21 protein-coding genes are annotated in these 23,367 nt (G+C 68.6%); 6 read left to right on the top strand and 15 right to left on the bottom strand.

Annotated features, from left to right (window positions below; genetic code table 11):
• Nucleotides 1–8: 8 nt before the first annotated feature.
• Nucleotides 9–536 carry an ATP-binding protein gene (locus C0481_RS10010; RefSeq protein ID WP_293403211.1) on the top strand — a complete coding sequence of 176 codons (528 nt, stop codon included), beginning with the start codon at nt 9–11 and terminating at the stop codon, nt 534–536.
• A 1-nt stretch (nt 537) separates the two neighbouring features.
• On the opposite strand, the gene rodA is transcribed toward C0481_RS10010, so the two are convergent.
• The 6 genes from rodA to C0481_RS09980 form a co-directional block, all read right to left on the bottom strand.
• Nucleotides 538–1,692: a rod shape-determining protein RodA gene (gene rodA / locus C0481_RS10005; RefSeq protein WP_293403209.1), complete on the bottom strand. Its 1,155-nt coding sequence runs from the start codon at nt 1,690–1,692 to the stop codon at nt 538–540.
• Nucleotides 1,689–3,707, bottom strand: coding sequence for a penicillin-binding protein 2 (gene mrdA, locus C0481_RS10000; RefSeq protein WP_293403206.1), 2,019 nt, complete (start codon nt 3,705–3,707; stop codon nt 1,689–1,691). The genes rodA and mrdA overlap by 4 nt, the downstream gene beginning before the upstream one ends.
• A gap of 12 nt (nt 3,708–3,719) precedes the next feature.
• Nucleotides 3,720–4,229: a hypothetical protein gene (locus tag C0481_RS09995; RefSeq protein WP_293403204.1), complete on the bottom strand. Its 510-nt coding sequence runs from the start codon at nt 4,227–4,229 to the stop codon at nt 3,720–3,722.
• Nucleotides 4,230–5,408, bottom strand: coding sequence for a rod shape-determining protein MreC (mreC, locus tag C0481_RS09990; RefSeq protein ID WP_293403202.1), 1,179 nt, complete (start codon nt 5,406–5,408; stop codon nt 4,230–4,232).
• A gap of 63 nt (nt 5,409–5,471) precedes the next feature.
• Nucleotides 5,472–6,515, bottom strand: a complete 1,044-nt coding sequence (locus C0481_RS09985; RefSeq protein ID WP_056020526.1) for a rod shape-determining protein — start codon at nt 6,513–6,515, stop codon at nt 5,472–5,474.
• Between the two features lie 232 nt (nt 6,516–6,747).
• The gene (locus tag C0481_RS09980; RefSeq protein ID WP_293403196.1) at nt 6,748–8,178 is read right to left on the bottom strand and encodes an HWE histidine kinase domain-containing protein; all 1,431 of its coding nucleotides are present in this window, start codon (nt 8,176–8,178) and stop codon (nt 6,748–6,750) included.
• Between the two features lie 198 nt (nt 8,179–8,376).
• On the opposite strand from C0481_RS09980, the gene C0481_RS09975 reads away from it, so the two are divergent.
• Both C0481_RS09975 and C0481_RS09970 read left to right on the top strand, forming a co-directional pair.
• Nucleotides 8,377–9,903, top strand: coding sequence for an ABC-F family ATP-binding cassette domain-containing protein (locus tag C0481_RS09975; RefSeq protein WP_293403194.1), 1,527 nt, complete (start codon nt 8,377–8,379; stop codon nt 9,901–9,903).
• A gap of 34 nt (nt 9,904–9,937) precedes the next feature.
• Nucleotides 9,938–10,291, top strand: a complete 354-nt coding sequence (locus tag C0481_RS09970; protein WP_293403192.1) for a hypothetical protein — start codon at nt 9,938–9,940, stop codon at nt 10,289–10,291.
• Here the strand turns inward: C0481_RS09970 and modA are convergent.
• The 8 genes from modA to C0481_RS09930 all read right to left on the bottom strand — a co-directional run bounded on the left by modA (nt 10,288) and on the right by C0481_RS09930 (nt 18,621).
• Nucleotides 10,288–11,043 carry a molybdate ABC transporter substrate-binding protein gene (gene modA / locus C0481_RS09965; RefSeq protein ID WP_293403190.1) on the bottom strand — a complete coding sequence of 252 codons (756 nt, stop codon included), beginning with the start codon at nt 11,041–11,043 and terminating at the stop codon, nt 10,288–10,290. The two genes, C0481_RS09970 and modA, sit on opposite strands and share 4 nt — an antisense overlap.
• A gap of 11 nt (nt 11,044–11,054) precedes the next feature.
• Entirely contained in the window at nt 11,055–11,567 is a 513-nt protein-coding gene (locus C0481_RS09960; protein ID WP_293403188.1) for a molybdopterin-binding oxidoreductase, read from the bottom strand.
• Between the two features lie 7 nt (nt 11,568–11,574).
• Entirely contained in the window at nt 11,575–12,366 is a 792-nt protein-coding gene (locus C0481_RS09955; protein ID WP_293403186.1) for a TOBE domain-containing protein, read from the bottom strand.
• Nucleotides 12,366–14,393, bottom strand: a complete 2,028-nt coding sequence (locus tag C0481_RS09950; protein WP_293403184.1) for a TonB-dependent receptor — start codon at nt 14,391–14,393, stop codon at nt 12,366–12,368. Before C0481_RS09950 ends, C0481_RS09955 begins: the two co-directional genes overlap by 1 nt.
• Nucleotides 14,394–14,471: 78 nt before the next feature.
• Complete coding sequence (locus C0481_RS09945) at nt 14,472–15,350, bottom strand: EamA/RhaT family transporter (RefSeq protein WP_293403182.1); 879 nt, start codon at nt 15,348–15,350, stop codon at nt 14,472–14,474.
• Nucleotides 15,351–15,448: 98 nt separating this feature from the next.
• Nucleotides 15,449–17,026, bottom strand: a complete 1,578-nt coding sequence (locus tag C0481_RS09940; RefSeq protein ID WP_293403180.1) for a 2-isopropylmalate synthase — start codon at nt 17,024–17,026, stop codon at nt 15,449–15,451.
• A 249-nt stretch (nt 17,027–17,275) separates the two neighbouring features.
• Nucleotides 17,276–17,893, bottom strand: a complete 618-nt coding sequence (locus tag C0481_RS09935; protein ID WP_293403178.1) for a glutathione S-transferase N-terminal domain-containing protein — start codon at nt 17,891–17,893, stop codon at nt 17,276–17,278.
• On the bottom strand, nt 17,893–18,621 hold the full coding sequence (locus C0481_RS09930) for a TVP38/TMEM64 family protein (RefSeq protein ID WP_293403176.1): 729 nt from the start codon (nt 18,619–18,621) through the stop codon (nt 17,893–17,895). The genes C0481_RS09935 and C0481_RS09930 overlap by 1 nt, the downstream gene beginning before the upstream one ends.
• 77 nt (nt 18,622–18,698) lie before the next feature.
• Here C0481_RS09930 and C0481_RS09925 point away from each other — a divergent pair, with 77 nt between their 5' ends.
• On the top strand, nt 18,699–19,121 hold the full coding sequence (locus C0481_RS09925) for a secondary thiamine-phosphate synthase enzyme YjbQ (protein ID WP_293403174.1): 423 nt from the start codon (nt 18,699–18,701) through the stop codon (nt 19,119–19,121).
• On the opposite strand, the gene C0481_RS09920 is transcribed toward C0481_RS09925, so the two are convergent.
• Nucleotides 19,118–19,561, bottom strand: coding sequence for a VOC family protein (locus C0481_RS09920; protein WP_293403172.1), 444 nt, complete (start codon nt 19,559–19,561; stop codon nt 19,118–19,120). The genes C0481_RS09925 and C0481_RS09920 overlap by 4 nt on opposite strands.
• Nucleotides 19,562–19,676: 115 nt before the next feature.
• Between C0481_RS09920 and C0481_RS09915 the strand changes: the two genes are divergently transcribed.
• Together C0481_RS09915 and C0481_RS09910 are read left to right on the top strand one after the other, a co-directional pair.
• Nucleotides 19,677–20,954, top strand: a complete 1,278-nt coding sequence (locus tag C0481_RS09915) for a TetR family transcriptional regulator (protein WP_293403170.1) — start codon at nt 19,677–19,679, stop codon at nt 20,952–20,954.
• A gap of 128 nt (nt 20,955–21,082) precedes the next feature.
• The gene (locus tag C0481_RS09910; RefSeq protein WP_293403168.1) at nt 21,083–23,317 is read left to right on the top strand and encodes a TonB-dependent receptor; all 2,235 of its coding nucleotides are present in this window, start codon (nt 21,083–21,085) and stop codon (nt 23,315–23,317) included.
• Nucleotides 23,318–23,367 lie beyond the last annotated feature (50 nt).

Raw genomic sequence — 23,367 nt, 5'->3', positions numbered from 1 at the left:
AGCGCGCCATGGCCATCACCATCGCCGACGCGCTTCTGTCCTTGAGACCCCTGCCCGGTCTGGCGGTGCTGATGTGCGGCGTCGCCGGTAGCGGCAAGACCACCTTCGCCATGGCGCTTGAGGACGCCGGCTTCCTGCGGCTGTCGATCGACGAGGAGGTCTGGCGTCGCCATGGCCAGTACGGCCGCGACTTCTCGGCCGACGACTATCCCGCCCTGCTGGAGCCGGTGCGCGCCTGGTTGCAGACGCAGGTCGGCGAGGCCGTGCGCGGCGGCCAGGCGGTGGTGATCGATTCCAGCTTCTGGAGCCGCGCCCACCGCGACGACTTCAAGGCTCAGGTCGAGCGCGCCGGCGGGCGCTGGCGGCTGATTTACCTGCACGCCCAACCCGAACTGCTGCAGCGCCGCCTGGCGCAGCGGCGCGAGACTCCCGACCTGCGTGGGGCGATCCCGGTGGACGATGCGATGCTGGCCCGCTTTCTGCGCAGCTTCGAGCCGCCCCTCGGCGAGGGCGAGACGACCGTGACGGTCGCCTGACCTACATCAGCGCGCCCTTGCCGCTGGTGACTTCCGAGTAGCGGTGGACGCGCACGGCCTGGACCAAGCCAAAACCGATCATCACGGTCAGCATGACCGTGCCGCCATAGGACAGCAGCGGCATCGGCACGCCCACCACCGGGGCCAGACCCATGACCATCGCCCCGTTGATCAGCACATAGAGCGCGAAGGTCGCCGTCGTCCCCGCCGCCGACAGCCGGCCGAAATGCGAGTGCGCCAGCGCCGAGGTGCGCAGAGCCATGAAGATCACCGCGCCGTAGAGGAAGAGGATCGAGAAGCAGCCCAGGAAGCCGAACTCCTCGGCCAGGGTGGCGAAGATGAAGTCGGTCTGCTTCTCGGGCAGGAAGTTCAGCTGGCTCTGCGAGCCGAGCCCATAGCCCTTGCCGAAGAAGCCACCGGAGCCCAAGGCGATCTTGGATTGCAGGATGTGATAGCCGGAGCCGGACGGGTCGCTTTCCGGGTCGAGGAAAGTCAGAACCCGTTTGCGCTGGTAGTCGTGCAGCACGAACATCACCAAGGGCGGCACGGCGACCACGAAGGCCGCGACCCCGGCGAGGATGATCCGCCAGGACAGCCCCGCCAGCACGACGATGGCCACGCCGGTCATGGCGATCAGCATGGCGGTGCCGAGGTCCGGCTGGTGCATGACCAGCACGGTCGGCGCGGCGATCATCGCGGCGGGAACCAGCAACCACCAGGACAGCCGCGCATTGTCGGCCGAGATGCCGTGGTAGAATCGCGCCAGCGCCAGCACGATGCCGAGCTTCATGATCTCGGACGGCTGAAAGCTGAACGGCCCGAAGGCCAGCCATCGCTGAGCGCCCATGCGTACGTCGCCGGCCACCTCCACCGCCACCAGCAGCAAGAGGCCTATGCCGTAGAGCGGATAGGAAATGGCGAACCAGACCCGCAGGTCGATCATCGCCAGCCCGATCATCAGCACGAAGCAGAGCGCGAAGCGGGTCAGGTGCTTGGCCGCCCACGGCTCCCACGACGACCCCGCGATGGAGAACATCATCAGGGCGCCAGCGCCGGCGATCAGGCAGAGCGCCAGGGCGAACAGCCAGTCGACCTCGGACATCTTGACGACCAGACGGTCGCGTTCGCCCGGGCGGGTCAGGGCGCTGACGGTCATATCGCGCCTCCTGTGGGGGTGGTGGACGCCGCCGGCGCCGTCGACGGAGCGGCGGGTGCGGCGGTGATGGTCGGCGCCTCGGGCGCGACGCCTTCGGCTTCCAGCGGCTCGGGCGCCTCAGGCATCGGCATCGGCGTCTCGATGCGCGAGCGCAGCTCCGGATCCTTCATCAGCGCCACGCGCATGACTTCGCGCGCCCGCGGAGCGCCGGCGGTGGCGCCGCCCAGGCCGCCGTGCTCGACGATGACGGCCACGGCGTAGCGCGGATCATCGACCGGCGCGAAGGCGACGAACAGGTTGTGGTCCTTGAGCCGCCAGGTGACCCCGGCGCTGCTGCGCGAGGCCAGGCCCGCATAGGAGCGGACCTGCGCGGTGCCGGTCTTGCCGGCCATCTGAATGTCGCCGAGGCCGAGCTGGCTCTGGCGATAGGCCGTGCCGCCGGTGTCGTTGGCCACCGCGACCATGCCTCCGCGGACATAGTCGAGCTGTTCCTTGGTGAACGGCAAGTCGGGCACCGCGTCGCCGTGCGGCCGCTCCACCCCGCCCACCGACTTGATGAGCCGCGGGTTCAGCGCCTTCTTGCCGTTGGCCAGCCGCGCGGTCATCACCGCCAGCTGCAGGGCGTTCACCGCCACGTAGCCCTGGCCGATCCCGTAGCTGACGGAGTCGCCCGGCTGCCAGACCGGCTCACGCTTGACGGCCTTGCGCTTCCACTCGCGCGAACCGACGACGCCCTTCTTCTGGCCGGGAATGCCAATGTCGAAGATCTGGCCAAAGCCCATGGCATGGGCGGTCTTGGCGATCGGATCCGGGCCCATGCGCAGCGCCGTCTGATAGAAATACACGTCGCAGGAGTTCTTGATGGCGTCGTGCATGTTCTGCGAGCCGTGCCCGCCGGGCTTCCAGCAGCGCCAGGTGCGCCCGCCCCAGTACCAGCCGCCGGAACAGTGGACGCGCACCTCCGGGTCGATGCCGGCGGTCAGCGCCGCCAGCGCGACGGTCGGCTTGAAGGTCGAGCCCGGCGGATAGGTGCCGGTCATCACCTTGTCGAGCAGCGGCTTGCGCTCGTACTGAGCCAGCGCGCGGTACTCAGGTCCAGACAGCCCCTTCACGAAGCGGTTGGCGTCGAAGCTGGGCGATGAGGCCATGCACAGCAGGTCGCCGTTGCGGCAGTCCATCATGACGATGGCCCCGCTCTCGTCGCCCATCACCTCGAGCGCGCGGTTCTGGATGTCGACGTCGAGGGTCAGCTCGATGCGCTTGCCCGGCGTGCTGGGAATGTCGCCGGCCTCGTCCTGCCGGACCTCGCGGCCGTTGGCGTCGACCTCGACCTTGCGCGCGCCGGCCTTGCCTCTGAGATCGAGATCAAAGGCCTTCTCCACACCCTGGCGGCCGATGCGGAAGCCGGGATTGAGCAAGATCGGGTCCGAGTTCGGTCCAGTGGGGGTCAGGTCTTCCTTGTTGACCTTGGCCACGTAGCCGATGACGTGCGCGAAGGCCCCGCCGTGCGGATAGACCCGCACCTCGCCCATGTCGGCAGTCACGCCGGGCAGCTCGGGAGCGCGGATATTGATCGCCGAGAACTCGTCCCAGCTCATGTCTTCGAACACCGAGACCGGCACCCGCTTGGGGGTCTGCCTGATGTCCTTGATCAGGCGCAGCTGGCGCGCCTCGTCCAGGGGCACGAAGGTCGACAGCGTCTTCAGCGTGCCTTCGACGTCGGTCGAGTTGTCCTCGCGGGTGACCAGCAGCCGGAAGTTCGGACGATTGGAGGCCAAGATCGCGCCGTTGCGGTCGACGATCAGGCCGCGCGGCGGCGGGACCAGGCGGAAATTGAACTGGTTCGAGGCCGAGAGCTTCTCGTAGCGCTGGGTCTCGATGATCTGCAGGTGCGCCAGGCGCGCGCCGAGCGCGCCCAGACCCAGCCCCGCGATGCCGCCGAGCAGGAACATCCGGCGGTGGAAGACCCCCTGCCGTTCATTGACCTCGGAGAAGAAGATCGACGGCTCGGCCATCGCTTCGGGACCCTAACGGAAGCGCACGTCTGCATCCTCGAACCGGTCGATGAGCAGGTGCGCGAACGGAAACAAAATGACTGTAACTAGGAATTGCCACGCGATGGCGATGGGGTCCGCTGTCGCATGGGCGCCGACCATCGTGAAGAGGAAGGCCGCTCCCAGCGCCAGGCCGGTCGCCGCGGCGTACCAAGCCCACATGACCGGGACGCTCTGCCCCGCCATCATGCTGCGGCCGACCAGCGCCGCCCCGTAGACCAGCAGCAGCGACAGCGCCCAGAGGCCCATCGGCGCGCCCCAGACGATGTCGAGGAACAGCCCCATGGCCAGCACCGCGACGGGGGCCAGCATCGAGGGCCGGATCACCGCCCAGGCGAACGCCGGCACCATCGGGAAGATCGGCTCAGGCAGGCTGAGGCCGAAGGGCCGGTAGGGCAGCGAGAAGAGAACGGTCAGGATCAGGCACTGGACGAGCGGGACCCCGATCCAGCGCCAGGGGGCCAAGGGGCGCGCGCCGGCCATCTAGAACGGGACCTCCGGCGGAGGCGGCTGGGGCTGGGCCGCGGGGGCCGAAGGCGCAGCCGGCGTGTCCGCCGGCGGACGGGCCGTCGCAGGCCGGGGCGTCGCAGGCCGGGGCGTCGCCGGCCGCGGCGCGGGCGTCGCCGCCGGACGGGACGCGGCCGGGCGCGCAGCGGCGGGCGCGGTCGTGGTCGGACGTGCAGCCGCCGGGGCCGTCTGGCCGGCAGTTGTCGAAGCGGCCGGGGCCGGCGTCGCGGAGGTCACACCGACGACCGGGGGCGGGTTGGTCGGCGGCGGCACGGGCATGCGGTTCAGCTCGGCGGCCGCCGCGGCGGCCAGCTGCGAGAAGTCCTGGAACTGCATCACCTGCACGAAGTCCACCGGCGCGGCGTCGGAGGCCAGCACCGCGCGCCAGCGGCCGTCCAGGCCCTTGACCGCGACGCCGACCGGCAGGCCGCGCGGCAGCACCCCGCCGTCGCCGGAGGTGACGATGCGGTCGCCCTGCTTCACCGGGTCCTGACCGCGCAGGTACTCGAGGCGCGGGTTGGGGCCGCCGTCGCCCGCCAGGATGGCGCGGGCGTTGGTGCGGTCGATCATCACCGGCGTCCGCGAGGCGATGTCGGTGAGCAGCAGGATGCGGCTGGCGCCGTCGGTCACGCCGATGACGCGGCCAACAAGACCGTTTTCGCTCATCACCGGATTGCCCGGCTTGATGCCCTTTTCCTTGCCGGCGTTGGCCAAGCGGGTGTTGGAGAACGGCCCCCTCGCCTCGCTGACCGTACGGGCGGCGACCATCGGGATCGGCGGATCGGTCTTCAGGCCCAGCAGGGCCTTGTAGCGGTCGTTGGTGTCGCGCAGGGCCAGGGCGGCGACCTGCCACTCGCGAGCCTCGCGCAGCTCTTCCTTGAGGCGGCGGTTCTCGGAGACCGCGAAAAAGTAGCCGCGGACGCCGTCGACGCCGCTGCCGATCCACTCGCCGGGCGTCGCCAGCACCCCTGTCACCGGCGCGGCGATGGCGTCGCCGACCTTGCGGGAGGCGCCGTAAGCCTCAGTCTGGAAGGTCTCGCGGCGATCCGACAGCAGCAGGACCAGCGCCACGACCATGGCGAGGACCAGCGCAACCCCGGCCGTCCAGGCCAAGGGCACCTTCAGTTCGCCAAACGGGTTCTCGCGAAGCGCCACCTGAACCTGCTCGCCCTAGAGGCGCAGCCTGGGAGCCCTCCCCCAGACCGCGACTCGGCAATACTACGCCAGGGTGGACTCCAGGACGCCCTTCATCCACTTCGGATGTTCGAGCACCTTGCCGCAACCGAGGGCCACGCAGGACAGCGGGTCGTCGGCCACCGTCACCGGCAGGCCGGTGTGGTCGCGGATCTCGGCGTCCAGGCCGCGCAACAGCGCGCCGCCGCCGGTGAGCATGATGCCCTTGTCGGCGATGTCGGAGGCCAGTTCCGGCGGGGTCGCTTCCAGCGCCATCTTCACCGCGTCGACGATCTGGCCGACCGGCTCGGCCAGCGAGTCCGAAGCCTGCTTTTCGCTGATGCGCACTTCGCGCGGCACGCCCTGCATCAGGTCGCGGCCCTTGACCTCGATCGAAAGGCCTTCGCCGTCGGCCGGAGCGCGGGCGGTGCCGATCTCCTTCTTGATGCGCTCGGCGGTGGTTTCGCCGATCAGGAGGTTATGGTTGCGGCGCATGTAGCTGATGATCGCCTCGTCCATCTTGTCGCCGCCGACGCGGACCGAACGCGAATAGACGATGCCCGACAGCGAGAGGACGGCCACCTCGGTGGTGCCGCCGCCGATGTCGACGACCATCGAGCCGGTCGGCTCGTGAATCGGCAGGCCGGCGCCGATCGCCGCGGCCATCGGCTCGTCGATCAGGCCAACGCGGCGGCCGCCGGCGTTCAGGCAGCTGTCGTTGATGGCGCGGCGTTCGACCGCGGTCGCGCCCGACGGCACGCACACGATCACCTTCGGGTTCACGAAGCCCTTGCGGTTGTGAACCTTGCGGATGAAGTACTTGATCATCTCCTCGGCGACTTCGAAGTCGGCGATGACCCCGTCGCGCATCGGACGGATGGCTTCCATGTGCCCAGGCGTACGGCCCAGCATCTGCTTGGCTTCGATGCCGACCGCGTGAACGACCTTGCGGCCGCCGACGTTGCGCAGGGCCACGACCGAGGGCTCGTTGAGGACGATACCCTTGCCCTTCATGTAGATGAGCGTGTTGGCGGTGCCGAGATCGATGGCGATGTCGTTCGAAATGGCGCCGAAGAGGGACGAGATCATGCAGGGCCCTGGAGGGTGGGAAGCGGAATTGGGGGTGTGCGAAGCCCAGGCTGCCGACGCTTTGTTTCGAAACTCGAAACGCCAGGCGACGCCAGCCTCCGCTTGCAGGACAGAAGGTCCGTGTGCCCTGCAAGTGGGCTGATTTCAAGGCTTAATGAGTGGTCTGTGATTTCGCGTCGCACGTGTACGGGGGGACGCGCCCGAAGGAGCGGTCCGGCGGTGGGGGATGGGTTCAAACCGTCGCTGAAATCGGGGCGGAAATACGGCAGCGCAATCCGGCCTCCTGGAAGTCGACCTCGACCTGGCCGCTCAGCTCGCGCTCGACCGCGCCTTTGATGAAGCGCAAGCCGAAGCCGCGACGCAGCGGCTGCGACGGCGGCCGCGGGCCATCGGTCTCGCGCCACTCCAGGAACAGGAAATCGCTCACCCGCGTCCAATGGACCAGGAGCCGCCCCTTGGGCGACGACAGCGCGCCGTGGCGCGCGGCGTTGGTGGCCAGTTCGTGCAGCGCCATGGCGAAGGTCACCGACGCCCTGGTCGAGAGTTGGACCGAGGGGCCTTCGCAGATGGCGACGTCGGGGCCGTAGGGCGCCAGCACGCCTGCGACGATGTCCCCTAGGTCCGCCGTTTCCCAGCGCCGCTCGGCCAAGCGGTTGTGCGCGCCCGACAGCGCCATGAGCCGAGCCTCGAACGCCTGGCGCATGCCGGCCGGGTCGCCGACGTCGTGGAAGCTGTGCGCGGCCAGCGACTGGACCGTCGCCAGGGTGTTCTTCACCCGGTGGTTCAGCTCGTCGAGAAGGGTCTTCTGCAAGTCCTCGGCGCGTTTACGCTCGGTGATGTCGACCAACATGTTGATCGCCCCGACCAGTTCGCCGTCGGCGCCGCTCAGCGGCGTCGGATAGGCGAGCAAGGCGCCGCGGCTGCCGTCCGGCCGCTCGAAGACCACCTCGGCGCCGGCGATCTGCCGGCGCTCGCGCAGGGCGATCGCCATCGGGCAGCGTTCGGGAGCGAGCGGGGAGCCGTCGGGCTCGAACAGCTTGAAGGAACCGCACCAGCGGTCCTGGCCCAGCCTGGGCTCACGCCCCCAGAGCGTCACGGCGGCGTGGTTGTAGCTGAGGATCCGACCTTCGGAGTCCGTCTGGTAAGTGGCGATCGGCGAAGTCTGGACCACGCGCTGGGTCCAGGCTTGGCGGTTGCGCAGCATCTCGCGCGCCTGGCGCAGCTCGGTGACGTCCTGCAGGCTGTTGATCGCCCCCATCAGCCGGCCGCCCTCGTCGAACAGCGGCTCGACATTGGCCAGCAGGTGCGTACGCCGCCCGTCCAGCTGCAGGATGATCACCTCGCGGTCCTTGACCGGCGCGCCGGTCGCCAGCGCCACCGAGACCGGCGACTGCTCAGCCGACATCGGACTGCCGTCGGAATGGAAGGAGCGTTCGAATGGCGCGCAGCTTCCCGCCGGCGGCGGCTTGCCGCCCCACATCTCGACCGCGCGGCTGTTGAACTGGATGACCGCGCCCTTGCGGTCGCAGACGTAGACGCCGATAGGCAGGCGCTCGAGCAGACCCTCCCAGGTCTGGTAGGCGCGTCTGAGCAGGACCTCGGCGGCCGCCGCCCGACCGGACAGCCCCGCCTCACCCACCGGAATTCCCCCGACGTCGTGCATCTCGCCGCCCGCTACTGTGCATTTGGGGCCTCAAATCAGTCAGCGTTCCAGATTGTTCCGTCGAGTCGGCGACATTGACGACTCTGCTGTGGACGAAGCGTGGACTGTTTCCCGCGCGCTACAGCCAAGCAGCAACCCCAGGTCTACAAAGGGAGTTTGGTCTACCGGCCATCTCGGCCGAACCTCGTGTGCACGAAGATGTCATCTCGCCAGGCTGTCCTGGGCGTCGAAGGCGCCAGCTTCTTCTACGGATCCAACAAGGTCTTCGAAGGCGTGAGCTTTCAGCTCGATGACGCGCGCACCGCGCTGGTCGGAGAGAACGGCGCCGGAAAGTCGACCTTGCTCAAGTGCTTGCTGGGCGAACTGGAGCTGATCGATGGCCAGATCGTCCGCTCGCGGGGGCTGAAGATCGGGTACGTGCCGCAGGAGACGCCGCCGGGTCTGGGCGACAAGAGCGTCCGAGAGGTGCTGGAGGCCGCCCTGCCCGTCACTGACGGATCGGAGGACTGGAAGGTCGACGTCCTGCTCGACGAGATCGAGGTCTCCTACGAGACCGCTCAGCAGGCCTTCGGCTCGCTGAGCGGCGGCTGGCAGCGGCTGTTGCTGATCGCCGCGGCGGCCAAGCTTTCCGAGCCCGACCTGCTGATCCTCGACGAGCCGACTAACCACCTGGACCTGTCGAACATCAACACGCTGGAGACCTGGCTGGCGCAGGACGACCGGCTGCCGATGCTGATCGTCAGCCACGACCGCGAGTTCCTGCAGCGCACGACGACGCGCACGCTGTTCCTGCGCGCCGACGGAGCGCACAGCTTCAAGACGCCGTTCGTAGAGGCGCGCGAGGCGCTGCTGCAGCGCGACGCCGCCGACGCCGTGCGCCGGCAGCTGGAAGGCAAGGAGATCGAGCGCCTGCAGAAGGTCGCCGCCCGCTATCGGGTCTGGGGCGTAAAGAACGACAAGTTCGACAAGCGGGCCAAGGCCACCGAGAAGCGGATCGAGCGGATCGAGGCCGACCGCACAAGCGCCTATTCGGCCCGCGAGCGGCGGCTGGAGCTGCACGACGGCGACATGGACGCCAAGGTGGCGCTGCGCATCCGCGACTATGCGGTGACGACGCCCGATGGCGCGCGCAAACTGTTCTCGATCGAGCGGCTGAACGTGGCGCGCGGCGACCGGATCGCGCTGCTGGGCGTCAACGGCGCGGGCAAGTCGATGCTGCTGTCGGCCCTGGCCCGCGCCTTCGATCCGGAGCTGGAGCACTATGACGGCCAGGCGCCGATCAGCTTCAACCCGCAGAGCCGGCTGGTCTACTTCGATCAGAAGATGGCCGACCTGCCGCTGAAGACCAGCCTGCTGGATTATGTGGCGGCCACCGAGGGGGCGACCGACCGCGACGCCAACGCCCTGCTGGCCAAGGCCGGCTTTCCCTATGTGCGGATCAAGGGGCCGATCGGCGACCTCAGCCATGGCGAGCGGGCGCGGTTGGTCTTCCTGCGCATGAAGCTGGCCAAGCCGAACCTCTACCTGCTGGACGAACCAACCAACCACCTGGACATCGAGGGCCAGGAGGCGCTGGAAGCGCAGCTGGAGAGCGCCGACACCGCCTGCATGTTCGTCTCGCACGACCGCTACTTCACGCGCAGCGCGGCCACCCGCTTCCTGGAGATCCGCAAGGGCCGGCTGATCGAGGTCGAAGGCCCCGAGGCGTTCTTCGCCGCCCAATAGGCGCGGGCGGCGAAACGCCTTAAGCCTGGCGGCCATGCAGAAAGTGATTACCTGGGCCGGTCGCGGCGCCCTGCTCGTCGTCTTGGCCGTGTGCGTCGTCGGCGCCCTCGACCCGCACTACAACGCCAAGAAGTGGGCGCCGCCAGCCGACGCGGTGATGCACATCATCTACGGCTACCTGCTGACCGTGCTCTCGATCCTGGCGCTACCGAAGATCAAGCCGTGGAAGATCGGCGGCTTCTACCTGGCCTTGGGCGCCGGGCTGGAGCTGACCCAGATCCTGGGCGTCGTGTCAGGCACCTTCCAGTGGAAGGACCTGATCTCCAACGTCGCCGGCGTGATCGCCGCCCTGTTTCCGATGTGGTTGGCGCGCCGCAAGGCGCGCTAGCGCAGGACCGCGAAGCCGTACTTGCGGAACACGGCCGCGGCCTTGGGCGAGCTCATGAACGCCAGGAACTTGGCCGCATCGGGATTCTTGGAGCTGGCGACCACGGCGGCCGGATAGACGATCTTCGGATGCGAGCCGTCCGGGAACAGGCCGACGATGCGCACCTTGGGCTCCACCTTGGCGTCGGTGTCGTAGACGATTCCCAGCGGGGTCTCGCCGCGGGCCACGAACTGCAGGGCGGCGCGAACGTTCTCGGCCTGGACCAGCTTGCCCGAGACGCTGTCCCAGACGCCGAGCGCGGTCAGCGACGCCTTGGCGTACTTGCCGGCCGGCACATCGGGACCGGCGACCGCAAGGCGGCCGGCGCCCAGCGTCTTGGCCAGCGGCATGCCCTTGCCGACCTTCAGCGTCACCTTGGAGTCGGCCGGTGCGATCAGGGCCAGGCGATTGGTCAGCAGGTCGCGGCGACTGGCGGCGACGATCAGCTTGCGCTCGGCCAGATAGTTCATCCAGTCGCTGTCGGCCGAGACATAGACGTCGGCCGGAGCGCCCTGCTCGATCTGGCGGGCGATCGCCGACGAGGCGGCGTAGGAGAAGCGCGCCTCACCGCCGGCCTTCTCGAATTCGGCCCCGACCTCGTCGAGGGCGTTCTTCAGCGAGGCGGCGGCGAAGACGGTGACCGGCGCGGCGTGGGCCGCCCCGGCCATGAGCGCGGCGGCTAGCAGGCCGGCGGCCCAACGGATGAGCTTCATGAGGCGCGCTCCTAGTGCTTGTGCTCGCCCGCGACGGCGGGCGTGGCGTTGGCGAGGCGGATGACTTCGATGGTCTCGACCATGCGGGCCGAGCGGGCGGGACGCAGGTCGTCCTCGACCACGATGCGGAACGGACCGTCGTCCTTCAGCAGGCCGGCGGCGTCGCGGGCAGCCAGGATGATCCGCCCCTTGCGGGTGCCGGGATCGGTTTCGGCTAGGCCGAACACGACCTGGTAGCCGTCCTTGGCGGTGACGCGGATGACGGTCGCCAACTCGGGGCCGCGCACGGCCTTGCCGCTGGCCGCGCCGACGCGGGCGACGACATCGGCGAGCGGCGCGCCTTCGAAGGTTGCGGTCTTGCCATGGTGGGTGACCGTCAGCTTGACCTGCGGCAGGGCGGCGAGCTCGGCGGCCGAGAGCGTCGAGCTCTGGCCGTCCGGGCCCTTCAGAGCGACGGTTTGGGCCATGGCCTGCCCGGTCAGCGACAGAGCCGCGAGCGCGGCGATCAGGGGAAGCGTGCGCATCGGGTTCCTATTCGACGGCGAGGATGACGTGGGGCGCCTTGACCAGGGCGGTGACGGCGTCGCCCGCCGCCAGCTGCATGATCTCGGCGCTTTCGCGGGTGATGGTGGCGACCAGGGTCTTGCCGTCGGCGAGCTCTAGGCTGATCTCGCTGCTGACCGCCCCGTCCTCGCGGCGCAGGACCCGGGTGCGCAGCTGGTTCCGGGCCGAGGTGACGAGCCCCTCCCCCTTGGCCAGGACGACGAAGCTGGATTTGATCAGGGCGATGGCCGGCTTGCCGACCGCCAGGCCCAGGTCCTCGACGCTCTGGCGGGTGACGACGGAGACGATGTCGACCCCGTCGGCGACCTTGAGCGTGACTTCCGAATTCACTGCGCCGGGAGTGATGTCGCTGACCACCCCGCGCAGGGCGTTACGTGCGCTGGTCTTCATACCGAGACTCCAGAAGAGGCCCCCGAGTTCGTCACCGCCGAGACCGGCCTCGATGCGCACCAGGGCGGCGGCAAGCTCGGCCTCGACCTTGTGGAACGCGGCGATCACCGCGCGTCCACGATCGGTCACCTGGGCCGCGCCGCCCGAACGGCCGCCTGGCTGGGCGGCGATCAGCGGCGCGTCGAAGAGGTTGTTGAGCGCCTGCACCCCGTCCCAGGCGCCCTTGTAGCTGAGCCCCAGGCGTTTAGCCGCGGCGCTGATCGAACCCAGTTCGGCCACCGCTTCAAGCAAGGCAATGCGCTCGGCCCCGACGCGGCTGGCGCCGCGGCGGAGGAAAAGGGCTGCATCCAGGGAGCCGTCGGCGCTCATCAGAGCCTCATGCGAAGGTCGGCGAAGAAGCTGCGCCCTTCTTCCGGGAAGCCGTCGACCAGCTGGTAGTTCTCGTCGAACAGGTTACGGCCGCCGACCACCAGGTCGATCTTCGGCGTCACCGTCCACTGCACCGACAGATTGGTCAGGACGTAGTCCCCGGTCTTGTAGAAGCGCGGCGGATTGATCGCCGAGCTGGAGGTCACGGTCCAGCGATTGCTGGCGGCCTCGATCGTCGGGGTGATCCGCACGGCGTCGGTCACCCGCCAGTCGACATAGGCGAACAGCTTGTGGTCCGGCACGCCCTGCGGCTTGAACGCAGCGTTGGTCGGGTCGGTCAGTTCGCGATGGATGTAGGTGTAGTTGCCGCCGAGCTGGATGGTGTCGGTCACGTCGGCCTTCAGCTCGAGCTCCGCGCCGTAGTATTCGCCGTCGCCGGCGTTGCGGGTCTGGTTGACCGTCCCGAAGGGCGGGCCGAGCGCCACCGGCACCTGGATCAGCGCGTCTTCTATGTCGCTGTAGAATACCGCGCCGGAGAGGTTCACCCGCGAGACCTGGACCTGGCCGCCCAGCTCGAAGCTGGTGGCCCGCTCAGGTTTGACGTTCGGGTTGGGGATCGCCGTCCCGAACCGCGAGGAGAAGCGCTCGAACAGGGTCGGGAAGCGGGTGCGCGAGGAGACGCTGGCGTGCAACGAGGCGGCGTCGCTCACCTGCCAGCGGGCGGCGGCCTGCCAGTTCCAAGAGTCGTCGTCGGTCAGCGGATAGTAGACGAACTGGCCGGCGTTGAAGTCCTCCGCCCGGTTCAGGTCCCGCCAATCGTAAGAGACGCCCAGCACCACATCGAGGGTCTGGCCGAAGCTGTGGGTGTCCTCAATCGCCAGCGAGCCGGTCGTCTCGGTCGTGGTCTGGCGCGGCTCGATCAGCGCCGGGCTGAAGGTTTGCTGCCACTCCACGTGGCGGTCCTTGCGGTAGTAGGCGGCGACCTTCAGCGTGTTGGACGTCGTCAGATTGACGCCGAGTTCGACGTTCCCGCCATAAGCCTCGTCGTCATAGTAGGAACGGAACGCGCGGCCGAGGGTCTGCGTCGTCTGGGCGGCGCTGTCGTACGAGAACAAGCCGTTCTCGAAGGTGTTGCGATAGACCCGGGTCTTGAGCGTCGCGCTGTCGGCGATCTTCGTGGTGCTGAGGAACGACAGGCTGTCGATGTTCCAGTAGGGCCAGCTCCAGTAGCGGGTGCTGGCGGTGTCGGTGACGTGATAGGGCGCGTTCTTCGAGCCCTCCTGACGGGTGAAGTTGACCGAGTATTCGTCGGTCTCGTTCGGCGTCAGCCCCGCCTTGACGTTGACGCGCCAGTCCTCGGAGTTCGAGCGCGCCCGCTCGCCGCCGTCCTCCAGCACCGTCGACTTGAAGTCGTCGGAGAGGCTGAAGTGATCGCGGTCATACTTCGCGCCGCTGACCTGCAGATAATAGAGGTCCTGGCGCGTGCCGATCCGGCCCGAGAGCGTGTAGGCGTTGTAGCCGCCGTCGCCGTCGAGATTGACGCCGGCGCGCAGCTCGCCGTCCAGCGCCTGGGTCGGCTTACGAGTGACGAGGTTGATCGCCCCGCCCAGGCCGCCGGGGCCGTCGAGCACCGAGACATAGCCCTTGGAAATCTGGATCTGCGACAGGTCGGCGGTCTGGAAGCGGCCGAAGTCGATACGGTTGTCGGCCGGCAGGAAGACGCGGACGCCGTCGATCGACAGCGTGGTCTGGAAGCGGTCGAAGCCGCGCACGAAGATCAGCCGCTCGTTGCGCGAGCCGCCCGAGTTCCCGGCGATCACGCCGGGCGCCAGGTCCAGGGCGCGGTCGAGGCTGACCTTGTCGAAGCGGCGCAGGTCCTCCGAGCCGATGACCGAGCCGCCGATCAGTTCCCCGCCGCGAGTGCGCGCGGTCACCTGCAGTTCGCCCAGGGTGTAGGCGTCGTCAGGCTGAGCGGCCATCACCGCGGTCGGAGAAGCCAGCGCCAGAAGGACTACAAAACGTCGCAACAGATCCACCCCGTTCGTTATGAAGTCATACTACATAACGCGACTCGATGAGCGGAACCAAACAGGTTACGGCCAAGCTCAGCCCAGGGCGGTCATGATCACGCCCGCCGCGGTGGCCGCGCCGCCCAGCATCTGGCGGACGCTGAGCTTTTCCTTGAACAGACGGCGGCCCGCCGCGGCGGCGATCGGCGCCTCGATCACGCCGACGGCGCGCACGGCGCCGGCCGGCGCCATGGCCAGGGCCGCGAACCAGCAGGCCGAGGCCGCCGCCCCGAAGAAACCGGCGCCCAGCGACTGGCGCCACGAGGCGAACACCGCGCGCAACGCTTGCGGACGCGTGGATCCCAGGAAGATCAGCAGGCCGATCGACTGTAGGGTCTGGGCGACGCAGACCGAGGCTGTGGCGGCGAACAGAGGGTGAGCTGGATCAAGCGCGACGCCAGCCTGACGATAGGCGTTCAAGGTCACACCAAAGGCCAGGCCTGAGGCCAGACCGAACAGCGCGCCCTGCGCCGCGCCCTTGTCGGCGCCGGCCTTCGGCCAGGAGAGCACCGCCAGGCCCGCGGTCGTCGCCGCCACGCCGATCCAGGCGTGGGCGCTGAGGTGATCGCCCACCAGGACGCCCATCAGCGCCGCCAACGGCAGCGACGACTGCTGCATGAATGTCGCCACCGCAAAGCCGGAACGACGCATGGCGACGAGCAGCGCCGCGGTCGCCGCCACCTGCCCGGCCGCGCCGGCGCTGACCGCGGCGGCGAACCGCCAGGAGAACCGCGGATCGGCGTCGGGCGTGGCCAGAGCGACCACGGCGAAGATGATCAGGGCGAACGGCAGGCCGAACAGGAAGCGCACCAGGGTCGCGCCCCAGGGGCCGGCGTCGCCGACCAGGCCGCGCTGCAAGGCGTTGCGCGCGACCTGCAGCGGCGCAGCGGCCGCCGTCAGTATAATCCAGAGCATGTCACGATGATCCGCTCATTGCGCGCAAGCGCGCGGCCGCGCCGGTTCACGGCGCGGTGTGTTCGAAAGTGGCCCCGGATGTTGGGGCCGAGCGGATATTAGAAGCCCGAGGCGATGGCGTCGGGCGCGCTCTTTTCCTTGCGGGCGAAGAGGTTGTTGAGCGCGTTGACATAGGCCTTGGCCGAGGCGGTCAGGGTGTCGGTGTCGGCGGCCTGGCCGGTGGCGATACGGCCGTCCTCCTCCAGACGCACCGAGACCTGGGCCTGGGCGTCAGTGCCCTCGGTCACCGCGTGCACCTGGAACAGGCGCAGGATCGCGGTGTGCGGCACCACCTCGTGGATGGCGTTGAACACCGCGTCGACCGGGCCGTCGCCGGTGGCCGTGGCGGCGCGTTCCTCGCCGTCGACCGTCACGGTCAGGGTGGCTTCCTGCGGACCGTCGGTGCCGGCGATCACGCGCAGATGCTTGACCTGGATGCGGTCGGCGCCCGAGGCCAGCGCGTCGTCGACCAGGGCGATGATGTCGTCGTCGAAGACGTGCTTCTTCTTGTCGGCCAGGTCCTTGAAGCGCTGGAAGGCTTCGTTCAGGGCGTTCTGGCCCAACTCGTAGCCCAGCTCCTTCAGCTTTTCGCGGAAGCCCGCGCGGCCGGCGTGCTTGCCCATGACCAGGTTCGAGGCGCCCTGCCCGACCGTTTCGGGGCTCATGATCTCGTAGGTGCCGCGGTCCTTCAGCATCCCGTCCTGGTGGATGCCGCTCTCGTGGGCGAAGGCGTTCTTGCCGACGATCGCCTTATTGAACTGCACCGGGAAGCCGGTGATCGCCGAAACGTAGCGGCTGGCGCGGGTGATGTGCTGGGTCTCGATGCCGGTATGGAACGGCAGCGCGTCGCCGCGGACCTTCAGGGCCATGACGACTTCTTCCAGCGCCGCGTTGCCGGCGCGCTCGCCGATGCCGTTGATCGCGACCTCGACCTGGCGGGCCCCGCCCTGCACGCCGGCCAGGCTGTTGGCGACGGCCAGGCCCAGGTCGTTGTGGCAGTGGGTCGAGAAGATCACCGTGTCGGCGCCCGGCACGTTCTCGATCAGATCGCGGAAAATGTCAGCGTATTCCGACGGATAAGTGTAGCCGACCGTGTCGGGGATGTTGATCGTCTTGGCGCCGGCCTTGATCGCGGCCTCGACACAGCGACGCAGGAACTCCTGCTCGGTGCGGGTGGCGTCCTGAGCCGACCACTCGACGTCGCCGCACAGGTTGCGGGCGTGGCCGACCGACTTGGTGATCATTTCCAGGATGTCTTCCTGGCTGGCCTTCAGAATGTGGTCGCGGTGGCTGGGGCTGGTCGACAGGAAGGTGTGGATCCGGCCGCGCTTGGCCGGGCGGATGGCCTCGGCGCAGCGCTCGATGTCGACCATGCCGGCGCGGGCCAGGCCGCAGATGGTGCTCTCGGTGACGATCTTCGAGATCTCGCGAACCGCTTCGAAGTCGCCGTTCGAGGCGATCGGGAAGCCGGCCTCGATCACGTCGACGCGCATGTCCTCGAGGATCTTCGACAGTTCCAGCTTTTCGTCCAACGACATGGACGCGCCGGGCGACTGCTCGCCGTCGCGCATGGTGGTGTCAAAGACGATCACGCGATCACGAGAATCGCGGGCGGCGGCGTCGGAAGCTTTGGTCATTTGCGAACTCTCTTCGCGGGTATTCTGTTGGGGCGGGCGACGGGTGAAGTAACCCCTGAGCGCCCGGCCGCGAAGTCGCGCAGCCTAAAGGGTCGCCCAGGGGCGGCTAAGCCCCAGGTCAAGAAGAAGCAGGCTGTTCGGCTGCGTGCGCATGGCGCCGTGTGTACCCAAACGGGGACCGAGCCGCAAGACTATTGCGCAAAATCAACGCCTGAGGCGTATGCGCGCAATAACCTTCCCCTGGGCCCCTCAGGCGTTTTCCATCGCCAGCGCCTTCCAGACGGCCGGCCGCGCGATCATCTTGACCATGTGCGCGCTGATCTTCGGGAACTGCGAGGGGTCGACGCCGTCGTCGTCCAGCCAGCTGGCGATGGTGAACAGATAGGGGTCGCAGATCGTATACTGCTCGCCCATCACCCAGGGACCGGCGAACATCTCGTCCTCGATCAGCTGGAAGCAGGTGGCCATATTGTCGGCGACCTTCTCACGCATCGCGGCCTGGGCGGCCGGGTCGTCGGCCCAGCGCGAGGCGCGCGGGCCGTGGGCGTGGGCCACGTGCACAGTCGAGGCGAGGTAGGCGTTGAACGCCTGGATCTGCGCAAAGCCGAACGGGTCGCTCGGCGCCAGCCGAGCATCGGGAAACGACTGAGCGATGAAGGCCAGTATCGACACGTTTTCGGTCAGCACGCCCAGATTCGTGACGAGTGCCGGCACCCGGCCCTTGGGGTTGAGATCCAGGAACTCCGGCTTGTGCTGGTCGCCGGCGCGCAGATCCATGCGGATCGCCTCGTACTCGGCGCCGGCCTCCTCCAGGGCGATGTGCGAGGCCAAGGCGCAGGAGCCGGTCGAATAGAAGAGCCTGAGCATCAGTCGTCTTTCATGGGGCCGCTGATCGCGTCCTCGCGCGATTTCAGCCAGTTGCGGGCGAACCAGCCGATCGCGATCCAGATGACGATGATCAGCGCGAGCCACAGCAGATGGGCGCCGCCCTCCCCTTTGAGAACCTGGACGATCGAGTTGCCCGCGAAGGCGGTGAGCACGATCTTCGGCACGATGCCGATCGCGGTGCCGAAAGCGAAGTCGCGCATGCGCATCGGGGTGACGCCGGCGGCCATGTTGACGACGATGAACGGCGCCGAGGGCACCAGGCGGACGATCAGGCTGGCCAGGAAGCCGTTGCGGCCGACCAGGTCCATAAACCGCTGCACGCCCTGGCTCGACAGCAGCTGCAGGCTGCGCGCGCCCGCCGTCCGGCCGAGATAGAACCCGACCAGGGCCGAGACCATGGTCCCGATCCAGCTGTAGGCGAAGCCGGTCCAGGCCCCGAACGCCACCACCGCCGCGGCGATCAGCACGAACTGCGGCACCCCGACGAAGGCGAGAGTCGCGAAGGCCGCCACGGCGACGGGCAAGGCCCAGGGCCCGTCGGAGGCCAGGCCCAGCCAGCGTTCGACCGTCGCCTCGCCGTCGAAGCCGAGCACTTGGGCGCCGAACAGGAAGACGACGCCGACGCCGCCGAACAGCACGAAGGAGACGGCCAGCGTGCGCCAGGCCTTGGCGTCCATTTCGGTGAGGAAGCGGATGATGCGGCGCATCGCTCTCCCGTCGCCTGTTCGCGCCGTGTGGTCAAGGAGGCCTCGCGCCGGCGGCGCCCCGTCGATAGGCTGGCGTCATGCATCAGGCGGTCGACATCCTCAGCATCCCGACCCACGGGCGCGGCCTGCACGAGATCAGCGCCGAGATCCGGCGCTGGACCGAGCGACAGGGCGTGACGACCGGCCTTCTGACCGTCTTCTGCCGCCACACCTCGGCCTCGCTGCTGATCCAGGAGAATGCCGCGCGCGAGGTGCGCAGCGACCTGGAAGCCTATTTCGAGGCGATCGCCCCGGAGGCGCCCAACCGCTATGCGCACGACGATGAAGGCCCCGACGACATGCCGGCCCACATCCGCGCCGCCCTGACCGGGGTGCAGCTGTCGATTCCGGTCATCGGCGGGACGCCCGCGCTGGGGACCTGGCAGGGCGTCTACCTGTTCGAGCACCGCCGCCAGCCGGACCGGCGCGAGGTGGCGCTGCACCTGCTGGGCGAGCCCTAGGCGCCGGCGGGCTTCCAGTCGGGGCCGGGAATGGTGTTGACCATCCACGGGATGCCGAACTGGTCGGTCAGAGCGCCGTAGCCTGGAGACCAGAAGGTCGCGTCGAACGGCATGGTCACCTTGCCGCCAGCCGACAGGGCGTCGAACACCCGGCGCGCCTCGGCCGCATCCTCGCTGTGGAAGGTGACGTCGAAGCCGTTCTTGGGCTTGTCGATGTTCGGCGCGAACTCTGGAGCCATGTCGGCGCCCATCAGCGCCTGGTCGCCGGCCTCCAGCCAGCAGTGCATCAGCCAGTCCTTGTACTTGGGATCCATCGGCATGTCGGGCGGCCCGTCGCCGTAGGGAAAGGCGGCGGTGACCTTGCCGCCCAGGACCTTGGCGTAGAAGTCAAAGGCGGCCCGGCATTGGCCCTGAAAGCTGAGACTGGTGACGATCTTCATGGGGGCGTCTCCTCGGAGGGGGCGGCCGGCGATGGCCGCGCGCTGACGAGAACGCTGAACGGCGCATTTCGTCGCCTCTCGACGGCGGAGCCCGCCCAGGCCATCAAGGGGCCCGATGGCGGACGCGGCGGACATTCGGCCCGAAGGCGGCGACGGACGGGACGCGCTGCGCGTCCAGGCCATCGCGGCGGCCATGGGGATCATCGCCGATCAGGGATTGGCCGCGCTGTCGATCCGAGACCTCGCCCAGGCGATCGGCAAGAGCACGACGGTCATCGTCAACCTGTTCCAGACCAAGGCCGGCCTGCTGGCCGCCGTCGCCGAGGCCGGCCTGGAGGCCGACGCGGCGTTCCATGTTCGTTTCCTGGCGCAGACGGACGGCGCGCCGCTCGACCGCACGACCCTGCGCGCCCTGGCGGTCGGCTACATCACCCGTCGGGCCGGGCCGCAGGCGCGCTTCGTGCGCGTGTGGGAGGAGTATCTGACCGACCGGGAGGCCTGCCTCGCGGCAGGCCCGCAGCTGCGGGCCTGGGCGCAGCTGCAGGAGCGGACCTGGGCGCAGCTGCTCGACCGCGCGCCGGCCTTCGCGCGGCTCGCGCCGGTGCTGGCGCCCTGCTTGGTCATGGAGGGGCTCTACGCCAGCGCCCTGATCGGCCGAGCCGAGTACGACCTGCTGCTGGGCGAAACGTTGGATGGCCTGATGGCCCGCGCGCTGGATGCGCCGCCGCCGGCGACCCCGGTGCTCGACTGGATCGAGGCGGGCCTAGTCCCGCCGCAGCCACCGGGCCTGGAAGCCGGATCGATGAAGCTGCGGCTGCTCGACATCGCCGCTGACCTGATCATGGACGGCGGCGTCGGGGCGGTGACCAACCGCTCGGTCACCCAGCACGCGAAGGCCTCCACCTCGACCGTGCTCTACCACTTCGGCGACATGCGCAGCTTCCTGGCCCAAGCGATCTGGCACAGCGTGTTCCGCGAGATCCCAGCTTATCTCGACTGGCGTCGGCCGCTCGACCACCGCCGGCCCGCGGACCTGACGGCATGGTCCGAACTCATGGCGGCCACGCTGGAGCCCGCCCCGCCAGGCGCCCCCGCCGCGGCGGGCTTCTATGTGAAATACGCTCGGCTGATCGCCCAGATCTGCCTGTTGGCGCGGCGCGATCCGGCCTTTCAGGATCTTGCCGCATTGCTGCGCGGCCCCGAGGGCGGCGGCACCTACGCGCGGCGCGAGGCGATCTGGCCGCCGCAGTTCGCGCTGACGCGGATGAGCGCCGCGCATTTCGCCATCTGGATCAAGGGACGGGCGCTGCTGAACGCGATTGAGCCGCCCCCGACCGAAGCCCCTCACGCTCAGCTGCAGGCCGCGGCCCTGGCCATCGCGCCCCGCGCCTGAAGACCGAACAAGCGTTTTTCTTGTTCGCGTAACGCTGCGCGTCATCAAAGCATCGCAAGCCGACACTATAGCCCACCCGCATCGAACGACTGCTTTTTCGCGTGACCCAGTTCGGGGCGGGGATATCCATGAAAATCAAGTCCAAAGCGGCGCTCGCCGCTGTTCTGCTGGCTGGCGCCAGCGCGGCCGCCATGCCAGCCGTCGCCGATGACGCGGCGCAGCTCGACGAGCTGATCGTCACCGCCCGGCGGCGTGCGGAGTCCGAGCAGAAGGTGGCCACCGCGCTCACCGTGATCAGCGGCGACGAGCTCGAACGCCGCAACATCGAGACGGTCAACGACCTCGAAAACAGCGTGCCGAACCTGGAGGTCACCAGCCAGCTGGGCGGCGGCCAGCCGCAGTTCCGCATTCGCGGCGTCGGCATGACCGACTATGCGGCCAACAACACCTCGACCGTCGGGGTCTATATCGACGAGGTCGCCTATCCCTACGGGTCTATGACCCAGGGCGCGCTGTTCGACGTCGCGCGCATCGAGGTGCTGCGCGGGCCGCAGGGCATCCTCTATGGCCGCAACACCACCGGCGGCGCGGTCAGCGTGATCACCAACGCCCCGACCAAGCAGTTCGACGCCGGGATCAACGCGTCCTACGGCCGCTACAACGCCTTCCACGCCGACGGCTTCGTCTCCGGCCCGCTGACCGACACGCTGTCGGCGCGCCTGGCCGCCACCGTCGACCAGGGCGGCGCCTGGCAGTACCACCGCGACACGCTGGAAGAGTTGGGCGACAAGGATCGCTGGGCGGTCCGCCTGCGCCTCGACTGGCAGCCGACCGACGCCACCCAGATCGACGGCTCGCTGCGCTACAACCGCGACCAGTCGGACGGCCTGGGCCTGCGCCTGGTTACGCGCCCGTTCCAGTCGCACAACTACGCGCCGATCGGCCGGCTCTATCCGATTGACACCGAGCGCCGCATCACCGGCTGGGGCATCAGCCCTTACTTCGCCAACCTGATCGGGGTGTCGCCCAACGCCAAGCCGTTCCGCGACAACGAAGGCTGGGGCGCCAACGTCCGCCTGCGCCACGACTTCGGTTGGGCCGCCCTGACCGCCGTGGCCGCCTACGAGACCCTGGAGCGGCGAGAGTTCAACGATTGGGACGCCACCGCCTCGAACGAGGCCGGCACCTTCTTCTTCAACGATATCGAGACCCTATCGCAGGAAGTGCGGCTGGTCTCGCCGGCCGAGGGCCGCTTCCGCTGGCTGGCCGGCCTCTACCACTCCACCGAGACCGTGGACGGCGGCTTCTACTCGGACTTCTCGGAAGCCTCGACCCTGCGCAACTGGATGAGCACCAGCTACAAGCAGGACGTTCAGACCACCGGCGTGTTCGGCAATATCGACTATGACCTGACCGAGCGCCTGACCGTCTCGGCGGGGCTGCGCTACGAGGACGAGACCCGCGAGCTGAAGGACTTCCTGACCCAGGTCCTGGCCCCGGTCCCCAACCGCCTGGCCTCGACCGACGCCGAGCAGTCGATGGGCGAGTGGTCCGGCAAGGTCGGCCTCGAATACAAGGCCAGCGACGACATCCTGCTGTTCGCCAGCGCCGCCCGCGGCGTGAAGTCGGGCGGCTTCACCACCTACAACAGCGGCCTGCCCCAGCAGCTCGAGCCGTTCACCCCCGAGACGCTCTATGCCTATGAGGCCGGGGTGAAGTCGGAGTTCTTCGACCGCAAGCTGCGCGTCAACCTGTCGGCCTTCTACTACGACTACCGCGACCAGCAGCTGCAGGGGATCCTCTACACCCAGACCGGCCGGGTCGGGCGGATGATCAACATCCCGAAGTCGCACATCTGGGGCGGCGAGCTGGAGCTGACCTGGCGGCCGACCGAGCGCCTGACCATCAACCAGTCGCTGGGCTACAAGTACGGCGAGTACGACGAGTTCTACTTCGTGAATTCAGCGGCGACGGAAGCCGCGCGCGACCCGGTCACCGGCCAGTACAACACCATCGTCTACAGCGACCGCTCGGGCGAGCGCCTGCCCTTCCCGCGGGCCGACTACAAGGGCGCGATCAGCTACGTGATGGACGTCGGCCCGTGGCAGTTCGAGGCCGAGACCAACTACAACTACCGAAGCTCGCTGTTCAGCACGACGTCGAACTCGGTCATCGGCGACTACTGGCTGGTCAACGCCAACCTGACCGCGCGCCCGATCGACGGGAACTACTCAATCGGTCTGTGGGTGAACAACGCCCTCGACAGCTACTTCGAAGAAACGCGCAACGCCTTCATCTCGGCGGCCACCGCCAGCCCGCACCCGCCGCGCACCTACGGCGTGCGAATGACCTGGCGCTACTGATCCCCCCGGGGCCCGCGCCCCATTCGGGCCCCAGCACTGGCCCGCCGGAC

Origin of the sequence: Phenylobacterium sp. (assembly GCF_013822795.1) — a bacterium.
GTDB lineage: Bacteria > Pseudomonadota > Alphaproteobacteria > Caulobacterales > Caulobacteraceae > Phenylobacterium.
The sequence above is the reverse complement of the archived record's forward strand: the minus strand, read 5'-3'. Positions and strand labels throughout refer to the sequence as shown.

Excerpts from the sequence above, each read along its gene's own strand:
- C0481_RS09975 (WP_293403194.1), top strand. The coding sequence starts at position 8,377 with ATGTCATCTCGCCAGGCTGTCCTGGGCGTCGAAGGCGCCAGCTTCTTC.
- C0481_RS09960 (WP_293403188.1), bottom strand. The coding sequence starts at position 11,567 with ATGCGCACGCTTCCCCTGATCGCCGCGCTCGCGGCTCTGTCGCTGACC.
- C0481_RS09915 (WP_293403170.1), top strand. The coding sequence starts at position 19,677 with ATGGCGGACGCGGCGGACATTCGGCCCGAAGGCGGCGACGGACGGGAC.
- C0481_RS09945 (WP_293403182.1), bottom strand. The coding sequence starts at position 15,350 with ATGCTCTGGATTATACTGACGGCGGCCGCTGCGCCGCTGCAGGTCGCG.
- modA (WP_293403190.1), bottom strand. The coding sequence starts at position 11,043 with ATGAAGCTCATCCGTTGGGCCGCCGGCCTGCTAGCCGCCGCGCTCATG.
- C0481_RS09980 (WP_293403196.1), bottom strand. The coding sequence starts at position 8,178 with ATGCACGACGTCGGGGGAATTCCGGTGGGTGAGGCGGGGCTGTCCGGT.
- C0481_RS09925 (WP_293403174.1), top strand. The coding sequence starts at position 18,699 with ATGCATCAGGCGGTCGACATCCTCAGCATCCCGACCCACGGGCGCGGC.
- C0481_RS09930 (WP_293403176.1), bottom strand. The coding sequence starts at position 18,621 with ATGCGCCGCATCATCCGCTTCCTCACCGAAATGGACGCCAAGGCCTGG.
- rodA (WP_293403209.1), bottom strand. The coding sequence starts at position 1,692 with ATGACCGTCAGCGCCCTGACCCGCCCGGGCGAACGCGACCGTCTGGTC.
- C0481_RS09955 (WP_293403186.1), bottom strand. The coding sequence starts at position 12,366 with ATGAGCGCCGACGGCTCCCTGGATGCAGCCCTTTTCCTCCGCCGCGGC.
- C0481_RS09910 (WP_293403168.1), top strand. The coding sequence starts at position 21,083 with ATGAAAATCAAGTCCAAAGCGGCGCTCGCCGCTGTTCTGCTGGCTGGC.
- C0481_RS09970 (WP_293403192.1), top strand. The coding sequence starts at position 9,938 with ATGCAGAAAGTGATTACCTGGGCCGGTCGCGGCGCCCTGCTCGTCGTC.
- C0481_RS09940 (WP_293403180.1), bottom strand. The coding sequence starts at position 17,026 with ATGACCAAAGCTTCCGACGCCGCCGCCCGCGATTCTCGTGATCGCGTG.
- C0481_RS09935 (WP_293403178.1), bottom strand. The coding sequence starts at position 17,893 with ATGCTCAGGCTCTTCTATTCGACCGGCTCCTGCGCCTTGGCCTCGCAC.
- C0481_RS09995 (WP_293403204.1), bottom strand. The coding sequence starts at position 4,229 with ATGGCCGGCGCGCGCCCCTTGGCCCCCTGGCGCTGGATCGGGGTCCCG.
- C0481_RS10010 (WP_293403211.1), top strand. The coding sequence starts at position 9 with ATGGCCATCACCATCGCCGACGCGCTTCTGTCCTTGAGACCCCTGCCC.
- C0481_RS09985 (WP_056020526.1), bottom strand. The coding sequence starts at position 6,515 with ATGATCTCGTCCCTCTTCGGCGCCATTTCGAACGACATCGCCATCGAT.
- C0481_RS09920 (WP_293403172.1), bottom strand. The coding sequence starts at position 19,561 with ATGAAGATCGTCACCAGTCTCAGCTTTCAGGGCCAATGCCGGGCCGCC.
- mrdA (WP_293403206.1), bottom strand. The coding sequence starts at position 3,707 with ATGGCCGAGCCGTCGATCTTCTTCTCCGAGGTCAATGAACGGCAGGGG.